This is a genomic window from Pseudomonas putida (assembly GCA_041879295.1).
GTDB lineage: Bacteria > Pseudomonadota > Gammaproteobacteria > Pseudomonadales > Pseudomonadaceae > Aquipseudomonas > Aquipseudomonas putida_Y.
This window is the reverse complement of the sequence record CP047152.1, coordinates 4840880-4864939: the sequence shown is the minus strand read 5'-3', so window position 1 is coordinate 4864939 and position 24060 is coordinate 4840880. Positions and strand designations below refer to the sequence as shown.

Genomic DNA, 24060 nt, shown 5'->3' with positions numbered 1-24060 from the left:
TAAAGCGGCCATGTGCTATCGTTGCGCCGATATCGGAAGGGGCTTGAAGGGATTTCCCACATGAACGTGGCCGCAAGGCGAGTGACAAGCTGTGCGCTTTCGCTATTGCTGGCCGTCCTGTTCCTTTCTGCAGGCGCTGCCCAGGCAGACCCCGGTACAACTGCCGCCCAGGCACAGCAACGCGCCAAGGCAGTCACCCAGGTAGTACTGGGTATCTTCAGCTACGCCCGCTGGCCCGTCGAACCTTCTCCTTTGCGCCTGTGCCTGGTCGGCCCGACCGAGTACGCCGACGATCTCATCAAGGGCCATGTCCAGGAGTCTGGCCGGCCGCTGCAGGTGCGGCGCCTGCTGGCAGAAGACACCCAGGTCGCCCAGGCCTGCGATGCCATCTACATCGGCAAGCTTGACCAGGGCCAGCGGGATCGACTGTTCCAGCGTATCGGCGGCCGCCCGGTGCTGAGCATCAGCGAGGCGGATGACCCCTGCACGGTCGGCAGCCTGTTCTGCCTGCGGGTCAGCGACCAGCAGGTGGCCTTTGAAGTCAATCTCGACTCGGTGGCACGCTCTGGCGTGCACATTCACCCCAGCGTGCTGCAATTGTCGCGGCGCCGGGCGGAGCAGCCATGAAGCCGACCCGCAAGCGTACCGTGCGCCCGACCCTGCGCTCGGTGCTGGGCCGTGGCCACCTTAGCGTCGCCTTGCTTGCCGTTGGCCTGGCGGGTATCTCTCTTACCCTGCTGGGCGTGCTCGCCCTGCGTGTCTATGCCAACCATAACCTGCAGCTGATCGCCCGCTCGATCAACTACACCGTAGAAGCGGCGGTGGTGTTCGATGACAGCGCCGCCGCCAATGAATCGCTGGCGTTGATTGCCAGTACCGAAGAAGTGGCCGAGGCCAAGGTCTTCAACAACGAGGGCGAGCAACTGGCGCACTGGCAACGCGACAATACCGGCATGCTCGCGCAGCTGGAGGTGCAGGTTGCCACTGCCTTGCTGGAAGAGCCGGTCATTCTGCCGATCGTGCACCAGAACCAGCAGGTTGGGCACATCGAGCTGGCAGGCCAGGGCAGGAGCCTGTTGCTGTTCCTGTTCAGCGGCTTGGCCGGGATTCTGTTCTGTACGGTGCTCAGCGCTTTGGCTGCCCAGTATCTGTCGCGGCGCCTGCTCAGCGATATCACCCGCCCCCTGCGTGGCCTGGCCAGTGTCGCCCATGCCGCCCGCCGCGAGCGCCGCTTCGACCGGCGCGTACCAGAAGCGCCGATTGCCGAGCTCAACGAACTGGGTAACGACTTCAATGCGCTGCTGGATGAACTGGAGGTGTGGCATAGCCACCTGCAGAGCGAAAACCAGACCCTGGCCCACCAGGCCAGCCACGACAGCCTGACCGGCTTGCCCAACCGCGCCTTCTTTGAAGGGCGCCTGAGCCGCAGCGTGCAAAATGCGGCGCGCCAGCAAGACCACCTGGCAGTGCTGTTCCTCGACAGCGACCACTTCAAGCAGATCAACGACACCCTTGGCCACGCCGTGGGTGACGAGGTGTTGATCAGTGTGGCCGAACGTGTGCGCGCCCAGCTGCGCGAGCAAGACCTGGTGGCGCGCCTGGGGGGCGACGAGTTTGCCGTGCTGTTGACGCCTTTGCATTCGCGCGAGGACGCCGAACACATTGCCGAGAAGATCGTTGCCAGCATGAAGTTGCCGGTGCAACTGGACAGTGGCCGCAGTATCGCCACCTCGCTGAGCGTCGGTATTGCCTATTACCCGGATGACGGCGCTGACCCGGCCAGTCTCCTCAATGCCGCCGATGCGGCAATGTACCAGGCCAAGCGCAAACGCCGTGGCCATTGGCAAGTGGCGCAGACGGAACGGTCCGCCAACGAAATCAGGAACAGGAGTTGAACCCGTGATGCAAGCCTTACGATTCCCGCTTTGGGCCTTGTTGCTCGCCATGCTGGCGCTGACCGGTTGTCAGAGCGCACCCCCCAAGGGCCTTACCCCAGAACAGATTGCTGTGCTCAAGCGCGAAGGTTTCACCCCGACCGATGAAGGTTGGGCCTACGACTTGTCTGGCAAAGTGCTGTTCGGCAGCGATCTGGACAGCCTCAACGGCCAGAGCCAGGCGATTGTCGAGCGCATCGGCAAGGCGTTGCTCGGCGTTGGTATCCAGGGCGTGCGGGTGGACGGGCATGCCGACTCGTCGGGCAAGGCGGCATACAACCAGCAACTGTCCGAGCGCCGCGCGCAAAGCGTGACCAAGGCGCTGGTGGGGGTTGGCATGCAGGCGCAGAACATTCAGAGCCGCGGCCTGGGCAGCAGCCAGCCGGTGGCGGACAACCGCACCAGCGCCGGGCGTACCGAGAACCGTCGGGTGTCCATCGTGGTAGCGTCCTACTGATCGTTGACGCTCGGGCTGTCACATATCCCCTGTAAGCGTGGGCAACGCGGCCTGGCACCGGCTTCGCCGGTGTTCGCGGGCAAGCCCGCTCTCATCAAACAAAATGCAACCCACTGTTTTCTAAGCACTCAAGCGGCCACCAGCTGATACCCCAGTTTCCGGGCTTTGCGAAGCAAAGACCGGACCTGCCGGTCTTGGCTTCTGGTTTCGAACTCCTCAAGACCTTTTTCAACATAAGCCTGCTTCTTGGTTAAAAGGTTGTACACCAGACGTGCCAACTGATGCGCAGTGGCCTTGATGGCGCAGCTGGTATCCATTCGAGTCAGTCTGGCTCGGTGCGATGCACCAATGAAACCCTTGTCGTTACGGGCATTGGATGCAGCCTGCTTGAGTGCTTGAGCTGCTCGATTGACTATTTTTGGCCCACCACCTGCCAGTCGATGACCGCCGGAAATTCGAGTAGGGGGAGCCAGTCCCAACCAAGAGCAGAAGTGCTGTGAGGACGGAAAGCGTGATAGATCTGTACCGATCTCCCCTGCCAGCACTAATGCAGTGTCCACCCCAATGGTTGGAATTGCGGTTAGGTCCACGCCAAGAACTTTCCACAATGTCTGATGCAGTTCAGTCTGTTGGGCACCGTTTCGGTGCGGGCTCCGTAAAGGCTTATTGGATGGCTCTGGCTTGTTTTGCAGCACCGGCAACTGCTCTAACGCGGCTTTTATGGCGTCGTCACAATCAGCAATTTGCTGCTCCAGGAAGTCATAGGCAGCCAATTCCTGAGTTAGCGCATGCAAATGCTCGCGCCGCCAATTGCCATGAAGACTCCGAGCGACAGCCTCCTTGCCTGCCTTGATGCGGCGGTCGGTCAGTTCAGCCAGTTGCACTGGGTCCCGTTCACCTGCGCAGATGGCTCGCAAAATCTTCATGCCAGTTACGCCGGAAATATCACTGATGACATTGGCCAGCTGGATGTTCATTTGGCTCATGGCCTTTTGCATCCGGTTCAGCGTCTGCGCCTGGTCTTTCACTTTGGAAGCACGCTGCCTGACCAATGACCGGACGCAGCAGGTCAGATCATCGGGGCGGAATGCGCCTCTGAGCAGTCCATGAGTCATCAGCTGCCAAATCCACTGGCAATCCAGCACATCTGATTTACGGCCCGTGATTTGCCGAGTTGCTCTGGCATTGACGAGATAGACCTCAAAACCGCGCTCGCTGAGAATCTCGTAAATTGGAATCCAATAAACTCCCGTGGATTCCATGGCAACGACCTTGATCCCCAGGCTTTCAAGCCAGTTAGCCATCTTGAGCAGGTCGTCAGTAAAGGACGTGAACGACTGGACGGGATTTTCGTGCCGGGGGTCGACCGCCACGAAATGCTCTCGACCACCGACATCGATCGCCGCGCAATCGGGATGGACGACGGTAAAGCGTTGCTTGGAAGGCTTGCGCGCCATGATGAATCCTCGCAGGATAAAGGGCGCGCGGGGCACACGGTGGCGAAAGGGTTCACTCTCTCATACGTGGTCACAGCTGAATCAGCTGATGCCTACAGGGACTTCACGCCGATACCGTGCGGATCACTCTCCCACGCGGGTGTGCGGACACACACCAGTGCTGGCTACGATCTCTGTCCCGCGCACACGAACCCTAACAAAGCAAAAGGCGGCTGGCCCTACCGGGCCAACCGCCTTTTCTTTTTCAAAATGTCAGCGTCGCTGCGGATCTAAAGCCGTACACCTCATGTTTGCTGCGCGACAGCGCAGCCCGAAAGGGCTGGGTGATCTCCCACAGGGTCTGTGCTTGTCCTTGGAAATGCGCAGGCCCATCAGTCACATATCCCCTGTGGGAGCGGGCGTGCCCGCGAAGCAGGCAACGCGGTGTGTGGTACCGGCTTCGCCGGTGTTCGCGGGCAAGCCCGCTTCCACAGGGTCTGTGTCGCTCTCTGAATTGCGCAGGCCCATCAGTCCTGGGCAAAGCGTATCTCGCGGGTTTGCCCCATCAACAACGGCGCATTCGCCTCGGTCACCCCACGGATGTAATCCCACAGCAGGGTAATGCGCTTCAACTTGCGCAAGTCCTCCCGGCAGTACATCCAGAATTGCCGCGTCACCTCGATCTCCTCCGGCAACACCGTGACCAATCGCGGGTCCTGCGCGGCGAGGAAGCACGGCAATATCGCCAGCCCGCGCCCCTGCAGCGCTGCCGTGTACTGCGCGATCACGCTGGTACTGCGCAGATGCGCGCTGGCGTTGGGGATCAGGTTGGCCAGGTACAGCAGCTCGGAGCTGAACGCCAGGTCATCCACGTAACTGATGAACGGGTGTTTGGCCAAATCCCCCACCTGGCGGATCGGCGCGTGGCTGTCCAGGTAATCCTGGGTCGCGTACAGGCGCAAGCGGTAGTCGCACAGCTTGCAGCACACATAAGGTCCATGCTCGGGCCGCTCCAGGGCAATGACGATGTCCGCCTCACGCTTGGACAGGCTGATGAAGTGCGGCAGCGGCAGGATGTCTACCGAAATCGCCGGGTAGGCGTCGACGAAGTGGCTTAGCTGCGGCGTGATGAAAAAGCTGCCAAAGCCCTCCGTGCAGCCCATGCGCACATGGCCCGACAACGCCACCCCCGACCCGGACACCTGCTCGCACGCCATGTGCAGCGTGCTCTCGATCGATTCGGCATAGCCCAGCAGGCGCTGGCCCTCGGCGGTCAGCACAAAGCCGTTGGTGCGCGACTTTTCGAACAGCAAGGTGCCCAGCGCACCCTCCAGCGAGCTGATGCGTCGCGACACGGTGGTGTAGTCCACGCTCAGCCGTTTGGCAGCACTGCTGGCCTTGCGGGTGCGAGCCACTTCGAGGAAGAACTTCAAATCGTCCCAGTTGAGCGCGCTCAGGGATGTGAGGTCTTTTTGCATGATGATCCGGTTTTTTTGTGCGTTCTTGTTGGATGTTTGCACATCTATACTCGAAACAAGCCTCAGGACGCCACCTCGCGTTTGCCCGGCGCTGGCGATCTCGTCCCGACAATAATTCCAAGGAGAACGCAGATGAACGCACCGCAATCCCCTAACAGCACCAAGGTTGAGCAGGTCAAGCTGCTGATCGACGGCCAGTGGGTCGAGTCCAGAACCACCGAATGGCGTGACATCGTCAACCCGGCCACCCAAGAGGTGCTGGCGCGCGTACCGTTCGCCACCGTCGAGGAAGTCGATGCAGCCGTGGCCGCCGCGCACCGCGCATTCCAGACCTGGCGTGACACCCCGATCGGCGCGCGCATGCGCATCATGCTCAAGCTGCAGGCGCTGATCCGCGAACACACCAAACGCATTGCCCAGGTACTCAGCGCCGAGCAGGGCAAGACCCTGGCCGACGCCGAAGGTGATATCTTCCGCGGCCTGGAAGTGGTCGAGCACGCGGCGTCCATTGGCACCCTGCAGATGGGCGAATTCGCCGAGAACGTCGCCGGCGGTGTCGATACCTACACCTTGCGCCAGCCGATCGGCGTGTGCGCTGGCATCACCCCGTTCAACTTCCCGGCGATGATCCCGCTGTGGATGTTCCCCATGGCCATCGTCTGCGGCAACACCTTCGTGCTCAAACCATCCGAGCAGGATCCGCTGTCGACCATGCTTCTGGTCGAGCTGGCGCTGGAAGCCGGCGTACCGGCCGGCGTGCTGAACGTGGTGCACGGCGGCAAGCAGGTGGTGGATGCCATTTGCACCCACCAGGACATCAAGGCGATTTCCTTCGTGGGCTCTACTGAAGTCGGTACGCACGTGTACAACCTCGGCAGCCAGCATGGCAAGCGTGTGCAGTCAATGATGGGCGCCAAGAACCACGCGGTGGTGTTGCCTGATGCCAACCGCACGCAAACCATCAATGCGCTGGTCGGTGCGGCCTTCGGCGCGGCGGGCCAGCGCTGCATGGCGACCTCGGTGGCAGTGTTGGTGGGCAAGGCCCGCGAATGGTTGCCGGATATCAAGGAGGCTGCCAGCAAGCTCAAGGTCAATGCTGGCTGCGAGCCGGGCACCGACGTTGGCCCGGTGGTTTCCAAGCGGGCCAAGGAGCGTGTGCTGGGCCTGATCGAAAGCGGTATCAAGGAAGGCGCCAAGCTGGAACTCGACGGCCGTGACGTCAAGGTACCGGGCTATGAGCAAGGCAACTTCGTCGGCCCGACCCTGTTCTCGGGCGTGAAGACCGACATGCAGGTGTATACCCAGGAAATCTTCGGCCCGGTGCTGGTGACCCTGGAAGTCGACACGCTCGACGAGGCCATCGCCCTGGTCAACGCCAACCCGTTTGGCAACGGCACCGGCCTGTTCACCCAGAGCGGCGCGGCAGCACGCAAGTTCCAGAGCGAGATCGATATCGGCCAGGTCGGCATCAACATCCCGATCCCGGTACCCGTACCGTTCTTCAGCTTCACCGGCTCGCGTGGTTCCAAGCTCGGTGATCTCGGGCCGTACGGCAAGCAAGTGGTGCAGTTCTACACTCAGACCAAGACTGTCACTGCTCGCTGGTTCGATGACGACAGCGTCAACGACGGTGTGAACACCACCATTAGCCTGCGCTAAGGAGTACGTTATGCGTATCGCATTCATCGGCCTGGGCAACATGGGCGCGCCCATGGCTCGCAACCTGATCAAGGCCGGGCATCAGCTGAACCTGTTCGACCTGAACAAGGCCGTGCTGGCAGAGCTGGCAGAACTGGGCGGGCAGATCAGCCCCTCGCCCAAGGACGCGGCGGCCAACAGCGAGCTGGTGATCACCATGCTGCCGGCCGCAGCCCATGTACGTAGCGTGTATTTGAACGAGGACGGCGTACTGGCCGGCATTCGCCCTGGCACGCCGACCGTTGACTGCAGCACCATCGACCCGCAGACCGCACGTGATGTGTCCAAGGCCGCAGCGGCGAAGGGCGTGGACATGGGTGATGCGCCGGTTTCCGGTGGTACTGGCGGCGCCGCGGCGGGCACCCTGACGTTCATGGTTGGCGCCAGTACCGAGTTGTTCGCCAGCCTCAAGCCGGTACTGGAGCAGATGGGCCGCAACATTGTGCACTGCGGGGAAGTCGGTACCGGCCAGATCGCCAAGATCTGCAATAACCTGCTGTTAGGCATTTCGATGATCGGCGTATCCGAGGCCATGGCCCTGGGTAACGCGTTGGGCATCGATACCAAGGTGCTGGCCGGCATCATCAACAGTTCGACCGGGCGTTGCTGGAGCTCGGACACCTACAACCCGTGGCCGGGCATCATCGAAACCGCACCGGCATCGCGTGGCTACACCGGTGGCTTTGGCGCCGAACTCATGCTCAAGGACCTGGGGCTGGCCACCGAAGCGGCACGCCAGGCACACCAACCGGTGATTCTCGGTGCCGTGGCCCAACAGTTGTATCAGGCCATGAGTTTGCGAGGTGAGGGTGGCAAGGACTTCTCGGCCATCGTCGAGGGTTATCGCAAGAAGGATTGATGCAAGAGGTGGATTTCATCGCGGGCCAGGCGGCCTTCCCTCTGTAACTGCGCACCAGAGGGAAGGGCGTCTGCTTCGCGATTTTTTTTGTCCACGCTTACAGGTATTGCGTGGCCGTTGCAGGAGCGGGTAAACCCGCGCCTACAAGTCAGGCGAAGACGAAATACTTGCGTACAGTCTCGACCACTTCCCAGGTACCTTTCATGCCTGGCTCGATAACGAACACATCACCCGCTTTCAGGTGCTTCGGCTCTTCGCCTTCCGGGGTGATGATGCAGTAGCCATCGAGGAAGTGGCAGAACTCCCATTTATCGTAGTTGACCTCGAACTTGCCTGGGGTGCAGATCCAGGTGCCCATGATTTTGCTGCCGTCGGCCGACAGGTAGGCATTGAGGTTGACGGTGTGCGGATCGCCGCCGATGCGCTTCCACTTGGTGGCGTCCACGACCGGCGTCGGGCAGGTTTCGCGCAGGACGGTGATGAAATCGGACATGGCACAACTCCTGGTGACTGGCTGAATGACTGGTCACCATAGGCCCAACGGCCGCGCCGCAGTTGCCTGGGCTCGACGTCCAGGTGTCTGGCCGCGCTATGGCAGGCGGTTTACCTCGACAGTGATGTGCGCCAACTCTTCGTGCACGGCCAGGGCCTGGCGCACGCCGTCGGCATTCAGTGTGGCCTGGGTGGCCAGGCCAAGAATGCAGGCGTACTGGTCCCTGCCCACCCGCCAGACATGCAGGTCGGTGATACTGGCCGGCGCCGGCAATTGCGCTACCACTTCTCGGATTTCCGCCACAACTGGGGCGTCCATCTCGGCGTCCAGTAACACTCGCCCGGTATCGCGCAGCAGGCCACGGGCCCACAGCGCGACCAGCAGCGCACCGACGAGGCCCATCGCTGGGTCGAGCCAACTGGCGCCCCAGAACTTGCCGGCCAGCAAGGCAGCAATGGCCAGCACCGAAGTGGCGGCATCGGCCATCACATGCAGGTAGGCCGAGCGCAGGTTCAGGTCGTGGTGGTGATGGTGATGGTGATCGTGGCTGTGAGGGTGATGGTCATGATGATGGTCATCGCGTAGCAGCCAGGCGCAGATGAGGTTGACGGCGAGGCCCGCCACGGCAATCAAGATAGCCTCGTCATAGTGGATCTGTCCCGGCGCCAACAGCCGTTCCACCGACTGGAACGCCATCAGTCCGGCCACGCCCAGCAATAGCAGTGCGCTGGAGTAGCCGCCGAGAATTTCGATCTTCCAGGTGCCGAAGGCAAAGCGCCGGTCACCTGCATAGCGCCGAGCGGCAGCGTAGGCCAGCAAGGACAGGCCAAGTGCCAGGGCGTGGGAGCTCATGTGCCAGCCGTCGGCCAGCAGCGCCATGGAGTTGAAGTACCAGCCTCCGGCAACCTCCGCCACCATCATCACTGCGGTCAGCCAAACCGCCAGGCGGGTTTTGCGCTCAGCGCCCAGGTTGCTGGTGTGGAACTGGTGGCTGTGCTGCCAGCGGTCTGAGGTTTGTGTCGCCATGGTTTATCATGCTCCCGGAAGATCGAGACAAATACTATACCCCAGTATACCTAGCATGGTGTTAAGCCCAATGGCACATACCCTGAAGAGCAAGAAGCAGCTGTTGACCCGGGTGCGCAAGATCAAAGGCCAAGCCGCCGCCCTGGAGACGGCGCTGGATCAGGACAAGGACTGTCTGGCGATCCTGCAGCAGATCGCTGCCGTGCGCGGCGCGGTGAACGGGCTGATGGCCGAGGTGATGGAAGGGCACATCCGCGATCACCTCGTGGCGGACGGCCTGAGTGCCGAGGAACGGCAGGACGAGGCAGACAAGGTGGCGGCGTTGTTGCGTTCTTATCTGAAGTAGGGGGTCGCCGTACCCTTTCACGAATACCCCAGGGGGTATCAATACCCTCACGGTCCGAGCGGTACGCGAACGAGTTTGTGGAAGCAGTCGTGCCAGCGAAGGCTGTCAATGGGTAAAGGTGGCTACCAGTTCTGCGGCATAGCCCGGCAATGTCGCAAAATCCCGCGCGCACACCAGCAACCGGCGGTTGGCCCATGGCTCCTGCAGCGCAACCCAGTGCAACGGCAGCATGCCTTGCCAGCGCTGTACTGCCGCCAGCGGCACGACCCCGATTCCGGCCCCGCCCGCGACCATGCGGATCACCCCATCAAACCCCTCGGCACGCACCCGGACCTGCATGCGCTGCCCCTCGTGCAGCGCTTGCTCTTCCAGATACAACCCCAATGCACTGCCGGCCCCCAGGCCTACATAGCCATGGGCCAGGCTGTCGACGAAACTTGGCGCCAGCGCACTGGCCAGGGGGTGGCCCTGGGGCGTCACTAGCACCAGCGGGTCGTCTCGAAACTGCCGGGTCTGCAGGTGCTCGCTGGGGGCGGCTGTGGAAACGATACCCAGGTCGGCCATGCCTTGGGTAATTGCCTGCACGATGCGCAAACTCGGCAGCTCTTGCACATCCACGCTGACGCCCGGGTTTTCAGCCAGGTAGCTGGCCAGCAGTTCGGGCAGGTATTCGGTCAGCGCTGCGGTGTTGCACAGCAGGCGCACTTGGCCTTGCTGCCCTTGCGCGTATTGGCCCAGGTCGAATTGCAGGCGTTCGACCTGCTGCGTTATCAGCCGTGCATGCTGCAAGAGTGCCTGGCCAGCCGGCGTTGGTTGTACGCCACGGCGGTTACGTTCCAGCAAGGGAATGCCCAGCGATGCTTCCATGGCGCGAATGCGCGCACTGGCTGCCGGCAGCGACAGATGGCTGCGGCTGGCGCCGGCGGTAATGTTGCCGCACTCCAGGGTGTGCAGGAACAGCTTGAGGTCGATCAGGTCGAAATGCATGTGGCTCTGTCCTGGCAAGAGGCTGGCTGAGTATATGGCAGATTCTCACGTTGCCCGGGGTGCGCCATCATCGGCCCCATGACTACCTTGCTCGCGTTCTACCAGAACATTGGCCCGGCACTGTCGTTGCTGGTTGTACTGACCTTCCTGCTGGCTGGGGCAGTGAAGGGGGTCATTGGCCTGGGCCTGCCGACCATTGCCATGGGCCTGTTGGGCCTGGCTATGCCGCCAGCGCAGGCTGCCGCTTTGCTGATCGTGCCCTCGACCCTCACCAACCTGTGGCAGTTGGCCTGCGGCGGGCACTTGCGAGGGTTGTTGGTCCGCCTGGGGCCGATGCTGGTATTGATCTTTGTCGGCACCTTGCTGGGCAGCGCCTGGGTGGGAATCAACAGTGGCCCATGGGCTGCGCACGCGCTGGGGGGCGCCTTGCTGGTCTATGCGTTGTATGGGTTGGTCGGCTTGGGCTTGCATGTGAAACCGGCACACGAGCGCTGGCTGGGACCGCTTTGCGGGCTGGTCACGGGTGTGGTCACCGCGTCGACCGGGGTGTTCGTGATGCCAGCGGTGCCTTATCTGCAGAGCCTGGGTTTGAACCGCGAGCAGATGATCCAGGCCCTGGGCTTGTCGTTTACGGTGTCGACCCTGGCCTTGGCCCTAGGTCTGGCCGGGCAGGATGCCTTGGGTGGCCAGGCGCTAGGAGCGTCGCTGCTGATGCTGGCGCCGGCCTTGCTCGGCATGCTGGCGGGGCAGTGGCTGCGTCAGCGGATCAGCGCGCTGCTGTTCAAGCGTTGCTTTTTCATCGGCCTGGCCGCACTCGGCGGCCATCTGCTGATCAGCGGCTAGCGGACGAAGCGCTGAGCATGTCGACCCTCTGGATATCGAAATCGCGCTCCAGGTAGTCCATGCGCTTTTCGAAGAAGGCGGCCATGTGCGGGAGGGCCGAGTGCACGTCCAGCGCGGCCTTGTCGGCCCACACTTCGAAGAACACAAACAGGCTCGGGTCCTGCTGGTCGCGCAGCATGTGGTATTCGATGCAGCCGGGTTCCTGGCGGCTTGGCTCGACGTAGGGACGGAACAGGTTTTCGAACGCATCAGCCATTTCCGGGCGGGTCTTGGCTTTGAGGATAAAGGCGAACGGCTCACTCATGGGGCGCTACTCGGTGATGGGGGGTGACGCTATTCTACGGCAATAATGTATTGCTCATTCGTGACTTCTGGTCAATTGTATTTTGCCCCGTCACCGCTGTATCCCGCCCCCGCGAGCCTCTAACCTGCCGGCATCAATTTTTGATTCGGCCGTGGAGGCCAGCATGAAAAAGATCCTTCTGCTCAATGGTGGTAAACAGTTCGCTCACTCCGAAGGCCGTCTCAACGCGACCTTGCACGAAGCGGCCATCGCTCATCTGGACCGCGCCGGTTTCGATGTGCGCCAGACGTTCATCGATGGCGGCTACGATGCCCAGGAAGAGGTGGAGAAATTCCTCTGGGCCGATGTGGTGATCTATCAGATGCCCGGCTGGTGGATGGGCGCGCCGTGGACCGTTAAGAAGTACATCGACGAGGTATTCACTGCCGGCCATGGCAGCCTGTATGCCAATGATGGCCGTACCCGTTCGGACCACTCGCAAAAATACGGCAGCGGTGGTTTGGTGCACGGCAAGCAATACATGTTGTCGCTGACCTGGAACGCGCCGCAGCAGGCGTTCGATGACCCGAGCGATTTCTTTGAAGGCAAAGGGGTGGATGCCGTGTACTTCCCGTTCCACAAGGCCAACCAGTTCTTGGGTATGACCGGCCTGCCGACCTTCCTGGCGGTGGATGTGATGAAGCGCCCGGATGTGCCGGCGGCGTTGGCAGCTTATGAGGCGCATCTGGACAAGGTGTTTGGCAAGGCACAGTAATTTTATGCCTGTACGGGCCTATTCGCGGGCTTGCCCGCTCTCACAGGTATTACACAGGTTTCAAGGACTTTGCAGTACTTGTGGGAGCGGGCAAGCCCGCGAATAGGCCCGTACAGGCGCCGCTGGACTTGGCCTCGACAAGCGGTTATCTAATCCTTGCACAGACCAACCACAGGCCTAGATGTGAAAACCCGATCCGAAGAACTCCAGGTATTCGTCGCCGTCATCGACTGCGGCTCGATTTCCGCTGCTGCCGAGCAGATGGGCCAGACCCCGTCTGCCGTCAGCCGCACCCTGTCGCGCCTGGAGGGCAAGCTGGGCACCACGCTGGTCAACCGCACCACCCGGCGCATGGACCTTACCGAAGAGGGTCGTTATTTTCTTGAGCGCTCGCGGCTGATCCTGCAGCAGATGGACGAGATGGAAGAGCGTCTGTCGATGAACCGCCAGACCCCGACCGGGCGATTGCGCATCAATGCTGCGGCGCCGTTCATGCTGCATGCCATCCTGCCGTGGATCGGCGAGTTCCGCCGCCAGTACCCGGGCATCGAACTGGAACTCAACACTGACGACCTGATCATCGACCTGCTGGAGCAGAGCACCGATGTGGCGATCCGCATCGGTGAACTGGCCGACTCCAGCCTGCATGCGCGCAGCCTGGGTTGCAGTCCGGTGCAGGTGCTGGCCAGTCCGGCCTACCTGGAGCAGCACGGCACGCCAAGGCAGGTCGAGGAGCTGGCCGACCACTGTCTGCTCGGCTTCAGCCAACCTGAGTCGCTCAATCATTGGCCGCTACGCCACGCTCAGGGCGATCGCTGGAGCATCCGCCCGACGCTGGTCGCTTCCAGCGGCGAAACCCTGCGCCAGCTGGCGCTGGCCGGGGAGGGCATCGTCAGCCTGTCGCACTTCATGACCCACGAAGATATCCGTACAGGGCGCCTGCAGGTGCTGCTGAGCGAGGCCAATAATGGCTACCGTCAGCCGATCCACGCGGTGTATTACCGCAACACCCAGTTGGCGCTGCGCATCCAGTGCTTCCTGGATTTCATCCAGCGCAAGCTGGCCATGTACGCCTGCTGAGTTGCCTGAACGCGACAAATTCTGTCCACAGGCGGCGAAACTTCCGACGGTTGATTGCACAGTCGAAGCGCTTCGGCCTTACTGAGTGCTCGACAAAAACAACACCAAGGAAGTGTCATGCGCATTGTCCCTTTCCAGTACCTGGCTCTCGCAGCCGCGATCCTGAGCTGTTCCTCGGTTTACGCCGCCACGCTGGAGGGCGGCGCGGTGGCCGCCCCCGATCAATATGGTGCACAGGTGGCCGCCGATATTCTGAAAAAGGGCGGCAACGCGGTAGACGCGGCAGTGGCGACCGCCTTCACCCTGGCGGTGACTTACCCGGAGGCCGGTAACATCGGCGGTGGCGGCTTCATGACCCTGTTCGTCGATGGCAAGCCTTACTTCCTCGACTACCGCGAAGTCGCGCCCAAGGCCGCCACACGCAACATGTACCTGGACGACAAGGGCGAGGTCATCGAGAACCTCAGCCTGGTCGGGGCACGTGCCGCAGGTGTACCCGGTACGGTAATGGGCCTGTGGGAGGCGCACCAGAAGTTCGGCAAGCTGCCCTGGAGCGAGTTGCTGACCCCGGCCATCGGCTATGCGAAAAACGGCTTCAAGGTGGCAGAAAAGCAGTACCAGTACCGCAACGATGCCCAGGGTATGTTCAAGACCGCGACCAACTTCAACGATTACTTCGGCAACATGAAGGTCGGCGAGCTGTTCAAGCAGCCGGAAATGGCCCAGACCCTGGAGCGTATAGCCGACAAGGGCGTGAGCGAGTTCTATCAAGGCAAGACCGCCGATTTGCTGGTGGCGCAGATGCAGGCTGACAAAGGCCTGATTACCAAAGACGACCTTAAGGATTACAAGGCGGTATGGCGTGAACCGATGGCCGTGAGCTGGCGTGGCAATGTGGTGTATACCGCGCCGCCACCGAGCTCCGGCGGTGTGGCGCTGGCCCAGTTGCTGGGCATCAAGGAAGACCGCGCGGCCGACTTCAAAGGGGTGGCGCATAACTCGGCGCAGTACATCCACCTGTTGGCCGAGATCGAGAAGCGGGTGTTCGCCGACCGCGCCGACTACCTGGGCGACCCGGCCTTCACCAAGGTGCCGGTGGACCAGCTGGTGGCCAAGGATTACCTGGCCAAGCGCGCAGCCCAGGTCAACCCGAAGGCCATCTCCGAGACCGACAAGGTCAAGCCGGGCCTCGAACCGCACCAGACCACGCATTTCTCGATCATCGACAAGCAGGGCAACGCGGTCAGCAATACCTACACCCTCAACCTCGACTACGGCAGTGGTGTGGTGGTGAAGGGCGCCGGTTTCCTGCTCAACGACGAGATGGATGATTTCAGCGCCAAACCGGGGGCGGCGAACGCCTTTGGCGTGGTCGGCGGTGATGCCAACGCGATCGAACCGGGCAAGCGCATGCTGTCGTCGATGAGTCCCAGCCTGATGACCCGCGATGGCAAGGTCGAGCTGGTTATCGGTACCCCGGGTGGTTCACGGATCTTTACCTCGATCTTCCAGGTGATGAACAACCTGTACGACTACGGCATGCCGCTGGACAAGGCGGTGGCGGCGCAGCGCGTGCACCATCAGTTGCTGCCCAAGGACACCATCTACTTCGACAGCTATGCGCCGCTGACCGGTCCGGTAGCTGACGAGCTGAAGAAGATGGGCTATGTGCTGGAGGACCAGGGCTGGGAGATGGGTGACATCCAGGCGATTCGAGTCGATGGAGCGAAGCTTGAGACCGCTTCTGATCCACGTGGGCGTGGGGTGGGGATGATCGTCAAGTGATGCTGTGCAAGCCGTGCTGACGCATTCTCGGGTAAACCCCCTGCTACATCTGTAGGGGCGGGTTTACCCGCGAATCCAGGCGGTCGGTCAGACGCGGAACTGGCTGACCAATGTCTGCAACTGCCCACCCAACCGCGCCAGCTCCACACTCGACGCTGCCGTCTCGTCACTGGCTGCCGCGGTTTGCTCTGACACATCGCGCACATTCAGGATGCTTCGGCTGATCTCTTCAGCCACCGCACTCTGCTGCTCTGCCGCCGCAGCAATCTGCTGGTTCATCGACTGGATGCTCGATACCGTACTGGTAATGTTCTCCAGCGATGACCCGGCCTTGCGCGCCAGTTCGACGCTGCTGTCGGTCAGGGTACGGCTGCCCTCCATGGCACTCGCCACTTGCTGGGTACCGTGCTGCAGGCCGGCAATCAGCTCTTCGATCTCTTCGGTAGACTTTTGCGTGCGCTGGGCCAAGCCGCGCACTTCGTCGGCAACCACGGCAAAGCCACGGCCTGCCTCGCCGGCGCGTGCCGCCTCGATCGCCGCGTTGAGCGCCAGCAGGTTGGTCTGTTCGGCCACCGACTTGATCACGTCCATCACGCTACCAATCTTCTGGCTTTCCTGCTGCAGCAGGTTCATCGCCTCGGTAGAGCGGTGCATGTCTTCGGCCAGGCGTTCGATCTGGCCAATCGCTTCGCCTACCACGCGGTCGCCGGCCCGAGCTTCGTCATCTGCACCGGTGGCTGCATGTGAGGCCTGCTCGGCATTGCGCGCCACTTCCTGTACGGTGGCGGCCATTTCGTGCATGGCGGTGGCCACCTGGTCGGTCTCGACCTTCTGACTGTTGGCGCCCGCGCTGGTCTGTTCGGTGACTGCCGACAGCTCTTCGGCGGCGCTGGCGATCTGGGTGACGCCATCGCGGATGCCGCTGATCAGCTCGCGCAGGGTGGTGCCCATGCGCGCGATGCCTTGCTGCAGCACACCCAGTTCGTCGCGGCGGGTGACGCGCATGTGCTGGGTAAGGTCGCCGCTGGCGATCTTTTCCACGGCCGCCAGGGTGTCTTGCAAGGGGCGAGTGATCTGGCGGGTGATCAGTACCGCCGCCAGCACGCCGACCAGCAGCGCCAGCAGTGTGGCAATGGCCTGCAGGCTACGGGCCTGGGTACTCTCGATGTCACGGCGCTCTAGCTGGATCTGGTACAGCGCGTCGCTGCGCTTGACGATGTCGGCGCCCTGCACGGTCATTTCGGCGCGCGAGGTGGTGATGTTGGCAACCGCGTCGCGGAACTGGCGTACCGCGTCACGATAGGCCAGTACCGCGTTTTCGAACTGCTGCAGGCGCGCGTCTTCGCTGGGCAGCTGGCGCTTGAGGTTGTCGGTATCGGCCAGTGCTGCATCCAACTGGCGCAGCGCGGCCTGTTCGTTGGCGCTGCTGTTTTCGGCGATGTAACCACGCACATCAATACGCACCTGCAGCAGTTGCTGGCGGGCCTTGCTGATCAGTTGGTATTGGGCCAGGCGCACGCTGTCAGCCTCGGGGCGAGCCATCACTTCCTGGCTGAGCGCATCCATGGCCTGGTCGGCGAGGATGGCCGATTTGTCCATGGAAACGCGCGCCGCGCGGGTGGCGTCGTAGCCCTGGCGCATCTTGTTCAGCGACAGCTTGTAGGCGCTGATGGTTTCGCCCAGCTCACCCAGCAGCTTGACATTCTCCGGGCTTTTGAAAGTGGTGGCCAGGTAGGCCTGCTGCTTGCTGAATGCGTCCAGCTTGGCCAGGGTGTTGGCGGCGGCGGTATCGTCGCCGTTGGCAATCATGTACTGCAGGCGCGCAATGCGCAGATTGGTGAGGTCCTTGTTCAACTGGCCGATGTCGCCCATCCAGTTGCTGCGGTCGATCAGGCTGCCCAGGCTGGTCCAGCCGGTGAGGGCCAGCAGGCCGGTGAGGACCAGCACCAGGCCAAAGCCCAGGCCGAGTTTAAGATTGACGCTGATGTTGGCGAACCAGCTGTTCATGCACGCTCTCCAGAAGTTGATTTCGCTCTCTTGATCTTCGATCGCCAGGCGTTATTGTTCTGGATGCCCGCTGATTCGTGCAGGTGTTATCGGCAATGATTGAGGAAGCTGAAACGCTTTTTCAGCAAAAACATCAGCACGCGCTTTCACTCGTTCGCTGTTGGACCGGGTATCAGAGGGTGCGCGCGCTGAAGGTATCGCAGCGGTTCACTTCACCTTCGGCAAACCCGGTCTTGAACCAGCGCACCCGCTGCGCCGAGGTGCCGTGGGTGAACGAGTCCGGCACCACGCGCCCGCGGCTTTGCTGCTGCAGGCGGTCGTCGCCAATGGCATTGGCCGCATTCAGGGCTTCCTCGACATCGCCTGGCTCCAGCCAGTTCAGGCGTTTCTGCGCCTGATAGGCCCATACGCCGGCCAGGCAGTCGGCCTGCAACTCCTGGCGCACCAACAGGCCGTTGTCGCCCTCCATGCGCTGGCCGGCGCGTCGTGCGGCATCAACCTTGGCCGAAACCCCCAGCAGTGTCTGCACATGGTGGCCGATTTCGTGGGCGATCACGTAGGCCTGGGCGAAGTCGCCAGCTGCAGCGAAGCGGGTTTCCATTTCGCGGAAGAACGACATGTCCAGATACACCCGCTGGTCCGCGGGGCAATAGAACGGCCCGACCGCTGCCGAGGCAAAACCACAGGCCGAGTTGACCTGGCCGCTGAACAGCACCAGTTTGGGGTCGCGGTATTGCTTGCCGGCTTCGGCAAAGAGCGCTTTCCAGGTGTCCTCGGTGTCGCCCAGCACAGAGGCAACGAACTCGGCTTGCTGGTCGTTAGCCGGTGGCGCCTTGCCGCCCGCACCACTGGGCGCCGTCTGCTGTTGTTGCTGCTCCATCTGGCCGGCAAGCTGGCCAAGAATCTGCAACGGGTCCTGGCCGGTGAGCCAGCCGATACCGACGATCAGCAGGATCGCCCCGAGGCCCAGCCCCTTGCCGCCGCCGAAACGCATGCCGCCGCCACTACCTTCGCCTCGGGCATCGACCACGTTGTCGCTGCGTCGGCCTTTTCGCCATTCCATGAATGCTCTCCCGAGCGTGAAACAAGAAGACAAAGATTAGTTCACGAAGGCGGTACGTGTCAGGCTGAGGTGTTGATCCATAACCATTTGGTTATGGATCAGGTGGTCGATTTCAGTATTCATCACGTACCGTCTGCCGGAAACTGCAAGTCCGCCTGCCACGCCCAGGCGTTCTCACAATTCCAAGAGAGGAAACCGGCATGCCCGCCCAGGACAACAGCCGCTTCGTGATCCGTGATCGCAACTGGCACCCTAAAGCCCTTACGCCTGACTACAAGACGTCCGTTGCCCGCTCGCCGCGCCAGGCACTGGTCAGCATTCCGCAGTCGATCAGCGAAACCACTGGTCCAGACTTTTCCCACCTGGGCTTCGGCGCCCACGACCATGATCTGCTACTGAATTTCAATAACGGTGGCCTGCCAATCGGCGAGCGCATCATCGTCGCCGGCCGTGTCGTCGACCAGTACGGCAAGCCTGTGCCGAACACCTTGGTGGAGATGTGGCAAGCCAACGCCGGCGGCCGCTATCGCCACAAGAACGACCGCTACCTGGCGCCACTGGACCCGAACTTCGGTGGTGTTGGCCGATGCCTGACCGACCGCGACGGCTACTACAGCTTCCGCACCATCAAGCCGGGCCCGTACCCATGGCGCAACGGCCCGAACGATTGGCGCCCGGCGCATATCCACTTCGCCATCAGTGGCCCGTCGATCGCTACCAAGCTGATTACTCAGTTGTATTTCGAGGGTGACCCGCTGATCCCGATGTGCCCGATCGTCAAGTCGATCGCCAACCCGCAAGCCGTGCAGCAGTTGATCGCCAAGCTCGACATGAGCAACGCCAACCCGATGGACTGCCTGGCCTACCGCTTCGACATCGTGCTGCGCGGCCAGCGCAAGACCCACTTCGAAAACTGCTGAGGACCCCGCCATGCCAATCGAACTGCTGCCGGAAACCCCTTCGCAGACTGCCGGCCCTTACGTGCACATCGGCCTGGCCCTGGAAGCCGCCGGCAATCCGACCCGCGACCAGGAAATCTGGAACTGCCTGGCCAAGCCGGACGCCCCGGGCGAGCACATTCTGCTGATCGGCCACGTATATGACGGGAACGGCCACCTGGTGCGCGATTCGTTCCTGGAAGTGTGGCAGGCCGACGCCAACGGTGAGTACCAGGATGCCTACAACCTGGAAAACGTCTTCAACAGCTTTGGCCGCACGGCTACCACTTTCGATGCCGGTGAGTGGACGCTGTACACGGTCAAGCCGGGTGTGGTGAACAACGCTGCTGGCGTGCCGATGGCACCGCACATCAACATCAGCCTGTTTGCCCGTGGCATCAACATCCACCTGCACACGCGTCTGTATTTCGATGATGAGGCCCAGGCCAACGCCAAGTGCCCGGTGCTCAACCTGATCGAGCAGCCGCAGCGGCGTGAAACCTTGATTGCCAAGCGTTGTGAAGTGGATGGGAAGACGGCATATCGCTTCGATATCCGCATTCAGGGGGAAGGGGAGACAGTCTTCTTCGACTTCTGAGGTGAAGCTTGGGGCCGCTCTGCGGCCCATTCGCGGGCAAGCCCGCTCCTACAACGATCTGCGTACACCGACGCCGATCAATGTGGGAGCGGGCTTGCCCGCGAATGGGCTGCAAAGCAGCCCCGGCGATACAACGATCAGCGCCGAACCAGCAGAACCCCGCTTTCCATATGGTGGGTATACGGGAACTGGTCAAACAATGCACAGCGCTCGATGCGGTGGGTGTCCTGCAACTGGGCAATGTTCGCTGCCAGTGTTTCCGGGTTGCACGAGATGTACAGGATGCGTTCGAAACGACGGGTCAGCTCGCAGGTATCTGGGTCCATCCCCGCACGCGGAGGGTCGACGAACACTGTACCGAACTGATAACTCTTCAGGTCGATGCCTTCCAGGCGCCGGAACGGCCGCACCTCATTCAGTGCCTGGGTCAGTTCCTCTGCCGACAAACGTACCAGCCGCACGTTATCCACAGCGTTCTCGTCGAGGTTGCTCAGTGCGGCATTGACCGATGTCTTGCTGATTTCGGTGGCCAGCACCTGGCGTACACGCGTGGCCAGCGGCAGGGTGAAGTTGCCGTTGCCGCAATACAGCTCCAGCAAGTCATCCTCACGCTCGCCAATGGCCTCGAAGGCCCAGCTGAGCATCTTCTGGTTCACTGCGCCGTTGGGCTGGGTGAACGCACCCTCCGGCTGGCGGTAACTGAACACGCGGCCAGCCACATCGAGTTTTTCCACCGCGTAGTCACGGCCGATTACCAGGCGCTTGCCCTTGGAACGGCCAATGACGCTCACGCCCAGCGCGTCAGCCAGTTGCCGGGCTTCCACTTCCCAAGCCTCGTCCAGCGGGCGGTGATAGCACATCGTGATCATTGCATCGCCAGCCAGGGTGGTGAGGAACTCTACCTGGAACAGGCGATTGCCCAGTTCTTCGCTGGCCTGCCAGGCCGCTTTCAGGCGTGGCATCAATGCATTGATGCGCTGGCTGGCAATGGGGAAATCGTCGATCAGGATTGCCTTGTGCTTCTCGCCCGGGGCGAACATGGCGTAATGGCGCTGGCCATCCTCGCGCCACAGGCGGAACTCGGCGCGCAGGCGGTAATGCTCGCGCGGTGAGTCGAAAACAGTCGGCTCCGGCGCGCCGAACGGCGCCAGCAGCTCGCGCAGCCGGGCCACTTTGGCATCCAGCTGGGTCGCGTAGGAGGAGGGGTCGAAAGCAGCACTCATGCGTTGAACCAGCCTAGCTTGATGACGAACAGGATGGAAAGGATCACCAGGGCCGGGTTCAGGTCGCGACGGCGGCCGGAAATCAGTTTGACGGCGGTCCAGGCGATGAAGCCGAAGGCGATACCATTGGCGATCGAGTAGGTCAGCGGCATGGCCAGGGCGGTCACGACAACCGGCGCGGCTTCGGTCACGTCGTCCCAGTTTATTTCTGCCAGGCCCGAGGCCATCAGCACGGCGACGAACAGCAGCGCCGGGGCCGTGGCGAAGGCCGGTACGCTACCGGCCAGCGGGGCGAAGAACAGCGCCAGCAGGAACAGCACGGCAACCACGATGGCAGTCAGGCCGGTACGGCCACCGGCGCTCACACCCGCAGCAGATTCGATGTAGCTGGTGGTGGTCGAGGTGCCCAGCAGGGAGCCGGCCATGGCGGCGGTGCTGTCGGCGATCAGGGCGCGGCCCATCTTCGGCATGTGGCCGTCCTTGCCCATCAGGCCGGCGCGCTTGGCCACGGCGATCAGGGTGCCGGAGTTGTCGAACAGGTCGACGAACAGGAACGCGAAGATCACGCTGATCAGGCCCACATCGAGGGCACCGGCGATGTCCAGCTGCAGGAAGGTGGGTGCCAGCGAAGGTGGCATCGACACGATCCCGCCGAACGGCGTGACGCCCATGGCGATCGACGCGACGGTGACGGCCAGGATGCCGATCAATACCGCGCCGCGCACCTTCAGCGACTCAAGGCCGACGATCAGGAAGAAGCCCAGCGTGGCGAGAATCACCGAGGGCTGCTTGAGGTCGCCCATGCCCACCAAAGTGGCTGGGTTATCGACGACGATGCCAGCGTTATGCAGGGCGATCAGTGCTAGGAACAGGCCGATACCGGCGGCAATCGCCGAACGCAGCGGCAGCGGAATGCTGTTCACGATCCACTCGCGAATGCGGAAGATCGACAGCAGGAAGAACATCACCGCAGACAGGAACACGGCACCCAGCGCCACCTGCCAGGTGTGGCCCATGTGCAGCACCACGGTGTAGGTGAAGAACGCGTTCAGGCCCATGCCCGGTGCCAGGGCGATCGGGTAGTTGGCAATCAGGCCCATGGTGGCGGAGCCGATGGCCGCTGCCAGGCAGGTGGCGACGAAGATCGCGCCCTTGTCCATGCCGGTCTCGCCGAGGATGCTCGGGTTGACGAACAGGATGTAGGCCATGGCCAGGAAGGTGGTGACGCCCGCGAGAATCTCGGTGCGCACGTTGGTGTTGTGTGCTCTTAGTTGAAACAGCCTTTCCAGCATGCCCGCTCCCCAAGGCGCCCCCGGCGCCATGAATGTATCGACCCCATCAGCAAAGCACAGACCGTACCGGATGCCGTGGTTTTGTGTGGGGAGGAAAAAAGCCGCGCATCATACCAGCATGCATGGCGGGGGCCTATGGCCGTTGGGGAATGGGTTTTTCTTGCTCTTCGCGGGTAAGGTCCCCTGTAGGCGGGGCATGCCCGCGAAAAGGCTGGCACAGGTAACGATCACCCGCTATGCAACCGATCCCGCTTGGCCAGGGTAGGGAACAGTTTTATCCACACCCCGGTCACCACCAAGGTGCCCACCCCGCCCAGCACCACCGCCGGCACTGTACCAAACCAGTGCGCGGTCACCCCCGATTCGAACTCGCCGAGCTGGTTCGAGGCACCGATGAACAAGCCGTTCACTGCGCTCACCCGCCCACGCATTTCATCCGGTGTCTCCAGCTGTACGAACGAACTGCGAATGACCATGCTGATCATGTCTGCCGCACCCAGTACCACCAGTACTGCCAGCGAGAACCAGAAGGAGGTCGACAGGCCGAAGGCGATGGTCGCCACGCCGAACACGCCGACCGCAGTGAACATCGTCCGCCCGACGTTGCGCTGGAACGGGAAGCGCGCCAGCCAGAGTGACATCAGCAACGCACCCACCGCTGGCGCCGAGCGCAACAGGCCAAGGCCCATCGGGCCGGTCAGCAGGATGTCCTTGGCAAATACCGGCAGCAACGCGGTGGCCCCACCCAGCAATACGGCGAACAGGTCGAGCGAGATGGCGCCGAGGATGTCGGGCCGGCTGCGAATGAAGCGGATGCCAGCCAGCAGCGACTCGATGCTGGCGCGCCCGCGCTGGGCGACCTGGCCACGCGCCTGCAGGCTCAGGGTCAGCACGCAGGCAATGGCGTACAGGGCCACCGTCGGGCCATACACCCACATGCTGCCAAAGGCATACAGGAAACCGCCCACCGCCGGCGCCACGATGGTCGCCGACTGGGTGGCCGAGGCCGACGCCGCCACTGCCCGCGGGAACAGCCCGGCCGGTACCACATTGGGCAACAGCGCCTGGGTTGCCGGCATTTCGAACGAGCGGCTGGCGCCGAGCAGGAAGGCCAGGGCAAAGATCAGTTCGCGGGTAACGTTGTCGGTGGCACTGCCCAGCGCCAGCGCCAGGGCAATCAGGCCCTGAAGGCTCTGGCACAAGGCGGCGACCTTGCGCCTGTCATAGCGGTCGGCGACATGGCCGGTGTGCAACATGAACAGCACCCGTGGGGCGAACTCGACCAGGCCGACAAGGCCCAGGTCCAGTACGTTGCCGGTCAATTGGTAGAGGTGCCAGCCGATGGCCACGGTGAGCATCTGGAAGCCGCTGGCGGTGAACACGCGAGCCAGCCAGAAGGCCAGAAAAGGACGATGGTGACGCAACAACTGCGGTGCGGAATCGGACATCGGAAACCAGG

23 protein-coding genes are annotated in these 24060 nt (G+C 62.3%); 12 read left to right on the top strand and 11 right to left on the bottom strand.

Going from position 1 to position 24060, the window contains the following annotated elements:
• Window positions 1–60 precede the first annotated feature (60 nt).
• Genes GST84_22320 through GST84_22310 form a run of 3 tightly spaced genes read left to right on the top strand, consistent with a single transcriptional unit; the run spans window position 61 to window position 2391 of the window.
• Entirely contained in the window at window positions 61–627 is a 567-nt protein-coding gene (locus GST84_22320; protein XGB14929.1) for a DUF4154 domain-containing protein, read from the top strand.
• Window positions 624–1895 (top strand): diguanylate cyclase, encoded by a 1272-nt coding sequence (locus GST84_22315; protein XGB14928.1) that lies wholly within the window; start codon window positions 624–626, stop codon window positions 1893–1895. The genes GST84_22320 and GST84_22315 overlap by 4 nt, the downstream gene beginning before the upstream one ends.
• A 4-nt stretch (window positions 1896–1899) precedes the next feature.
• The gene (locus GST84_22310) at window positions 1900–2391 is read left to right on the top strand and encodes an OmpA family protein (protein XGB14927.1); all 492 of its coding nucleotides are present in this window, start codon (window positions 1900–1902) and stop codon (window positions 2389–2391) included.
• Between the two features lie 128 nt (window positions 2392–2519).
• On the opposite strand, the gene GST84_22305 is transcribed toward GST84_22310, so the two are convergent.
• Both GST84_22305 and GST84_22300 read right to left on the bottom strand, forming a co-directional pair.
• Window positions 2520–3848, bottom strand: a complete 1329-nt coding sequence (locus GST84_22305; protein XGB14926.1) for an IS110 family transposase — start codon at window positions 3846–3848, stop codon at window positions 2520–2522.
• A gap of 506 nt (window positions 3849–4354) precedes the next feature.
• Complete coding sequence (locus GST84_22300; GenBank protein XGB14925.1) at window positions 4355–5305, bottom strand: LysR family transcriptional regulator; 951 nt, start codon at window positions 5303–5305, stop codon at window positions 4355–4357.
• Window positions 5306–5437: 132 nt separating this feature from the next.
• Here GST84_22300 and mmsA point away from each other — a divergent pair, with 132 nt between their 5' ends.
• Together mmsA and mmsB are read left to right on the top strand one after the other, a co-directional pair.
• A complete protein-coding gene (gene mmsA / locus GST84_22295; GenBank protein XGB14924.1) occupies window positions 5438–6964 on the top strand; it encodes a CoA-acylating methylmalonate-semialdehyde dehydrogenase in 1527 nt (508 codons plus the stop codon).
• Window positions 6965–6974: 10 nt separating this feature from the next.
• Window positions 6975–7862 carry a 3-hydroxyisobutyrate dehydrogenase gene (gene mmsB / locus GST84_22290; GenBank protein XGB14923.1) on the top strand — a complete coding sequence of 296 codons (888 nt, stop codon included), beginning with the start codon at window positions 6975–6977 and terminating at the stop codon, window positions 7860–7862.
• 148 nt (window positions 7863–8010) lie between these two features.
• Here the strand turns inward: mmsB and GST84_22285 are convergent, their stop codons facing one another.
• Together GST84_22285 and dmeF are read right to left on the bottom strand one after the other, a co-directional pair.
• A complete protein-coding gene (locus GST84_22285) occupies window positions 8011–8355 on the bottom strand; it encodes a DUF861 domain-containing protein (protein XGB14922.1) in 345 nt (114 codons plus the stop codon).
• Between the two features lie 96 nt (window positions 8356–8451).
• On the bottom strand, window positions 8452–9381 hold the full coding sequence (gene dmeF / locus GST84_22280; GenBank protein XGB14921.1) for a CDF family Co(II)/Ni(II) efflux transporter DmeF: 930 nt from the start codon (window positions 9379–9381) through the stop codon (window positions 8452–8454).
• Between the two features lie 70 nt (window positions 9382–9451).
• On the opposite strand from dmeF, the gene GST84_22275 reads away from it, so the two are divergent.
• Complete coding sequence (locus GST84_22275) at window positions 9452–9727, top strand: metal-sensing transcriptional repressor (protein XGB14920.1); 276 nt, start codon at window positions 9452–9454, stop codon at window positions 9725–9727.
• A 105-nt stretch (window positions 9728–9832) separates the two neighbouring features.
• Here GST84_22275 and GST84_22270 read toward each other — a convergent pair whose 3' ends face one another.
• Entirely contained in the window at window positions 9833–10714 is an 882-nt protein-coding gene (locus GST84_22270) for a LysR family transcriptional regulator (protein XGB14919.1), read from the bottom strand.
• A 78-nt stretch (window positions 10715–10792) separates the two neighbouring features.
• Between GST84_22270 and GST84_22265 the strand changes: the two genes are divergently transcribed.
• Entirely contained in the window at window positions 10793–11557 is a 765-nt protein-coding gene (locus tag GST84_22265) for a TSUP family transporter (protein XGB14918.1), read from the top strand.
• Here GST84_22265 and GST84_22260 read toward each other — a convergent pair.
• A complete protein-coding gene (locus tag GST84_22260; GenBank protein ID XGB14917.1) occupies window positions 11547–11861 on the bottom strand; it encodes an antibiotic biosynthesis monooxygenase in 315 nt (104 codons plus the stop codon). The genes GST84_22265 and GST84_22260 overlap by 11 nt on opposite strands.
• A 163-nt stretch (window positions 11862–12024) precedes the next feature.
• Here GST84_22260 and GST84_22255 point away from each other — a divergent pair, with 163 nt between their 5' ends.
• The 3 genes from GST84_22255 (at window position 12025) to ggt (ending at window position 15480) form a co-directional block, all read left to right on the top strand.
• A complete protein-coding gene (locus tag GST84_22255; GenBank protein ID XGB14916.1) occupies window positions 12025–12615 on the top strand; it encodes an NADPH quinone reductase MdaB in 591 nt (196 codons plus the stop codon).
• Between the two features lie 183 nt (window positions 12616–12798).
• A complete protein-coding gene (locus GST84_22250) occupies window positions 12799–13695 on the top strand; it encodes a LysR family transcriptional regulator (protein XGB14915.1) in 897 nt (298 codons plus the stop codon).
• Window positions 13696–13812: 117 nt separating this feature from the next.
• Window positions 13813–15480 carry a gamma-glutamyltransferase gene (gene ggt, locus GST84_22245; protein XGB14914.1) on the top strand — a complete coding sequence of 556 codons (1668 nt, stop codon included), beginning with the start codon at window positions 13813–13815 and terminating at the stop codon, window positions 15478–15480.
• A gap of 87 nt (window positions 15481–15567) precedes the next feature.
• On the opposite strand, the gene GST84_22240 is transcribed toward ggt, so the two are convergent.
• Window positions 15568–17487 carry a HAMP domain-containing protein gene (locus GST84_22240; protein ID XGB14913.1) on the bottom strand — a complete coding sequence of 640 codons (1920 nt, stop codon included), beginning with the start codon at window positions 17485–17487 and terminating at the stop codon, window positions 15568–15570.
• A 172-nt stretch (window positions 17488–17659) separates the two neighbouring features.
• Window positions 17660–18550, bottom strand: coding sequence for a neutral zinc metallopeptidase (locus tag GST84_22235; protein ID XGB14912.1), 891 nt, complete (start codon window positions 18548–18550; stop codon window positions 17660–17662).
• 200 nt (window positions 18551–18750) lie between these two features.
• Here GST84_22235 and pcaH point away from each other — a divergent pair, with 200 nt between their 5' ends.
• Together pcaH and pcaG are read left to right on the top strand one after the other, a co-directional pair.
• Entirely contained in the window at window positions 18751–19470 is a 720-nt protein-coding gene (gene pcaH, locus GST84_22230; GenBank protein XGB14911.1) for a protocatechuate 3,4-dioxygenase subunit beta, read from the top strand.
• 10 nt (window positions 19471–19480) lie between these two features.
• Window positions 19481–20086, top strand: a complete 606-nt coding sequence (pcaG, locus tag GST84_22225; GenBank protein ID XGB14910.1) for a protocatechuate 3,4-dioxygenase subunit alpha — start codon at window positions 19481–19483, stop codon at window positions 20084–20086.
• Window positions 20087–20223: 137 nt separating this feature from the next.
• Here pcaG and trmA read toward each other — a convergent pair whose 3' ends face one another.
• From trmA to GST84_22210, 3 genes are all read right to left on the bottom strand, one after another.
• On the bottom strand, window positions 20224–21309 hold the full coding sequence (trmA, locus tag GST84_22220; GenBank protein XGB14909.1) for a tRNA (uridine(54)-C5)-methyltransferase TrmA: 1086 nt from the start codon (window positions 21307–21309) through the stop codon (window positions 20224–20226).
• Window positions 21306–22601, bottom strand: coding sequence for an NCS2 family permease (locus tag GST84_22215; protein ID XGB14908.1), 1296 nt, complete (start codon window positions 22599–22601; stop codon window positions 21306–21308). The genes trmA and GST84_22215 overlap by 4 nt, the downstream gene beginning before the upstream one ends.
• A 227-nt stretch (window positions 22602–22828) precedes the next feature.
• Window positions 22829–24049, bottom strand: a complete 1221-nt coding sequence (locus GST84_22210; protein XGB14907.1) for an MFS transporter — start codon at window positions 24047–24049, stop codon at window positions 22829–22831.
• Window positions 24050–24060: the final 11 nt, after the last annotated feature.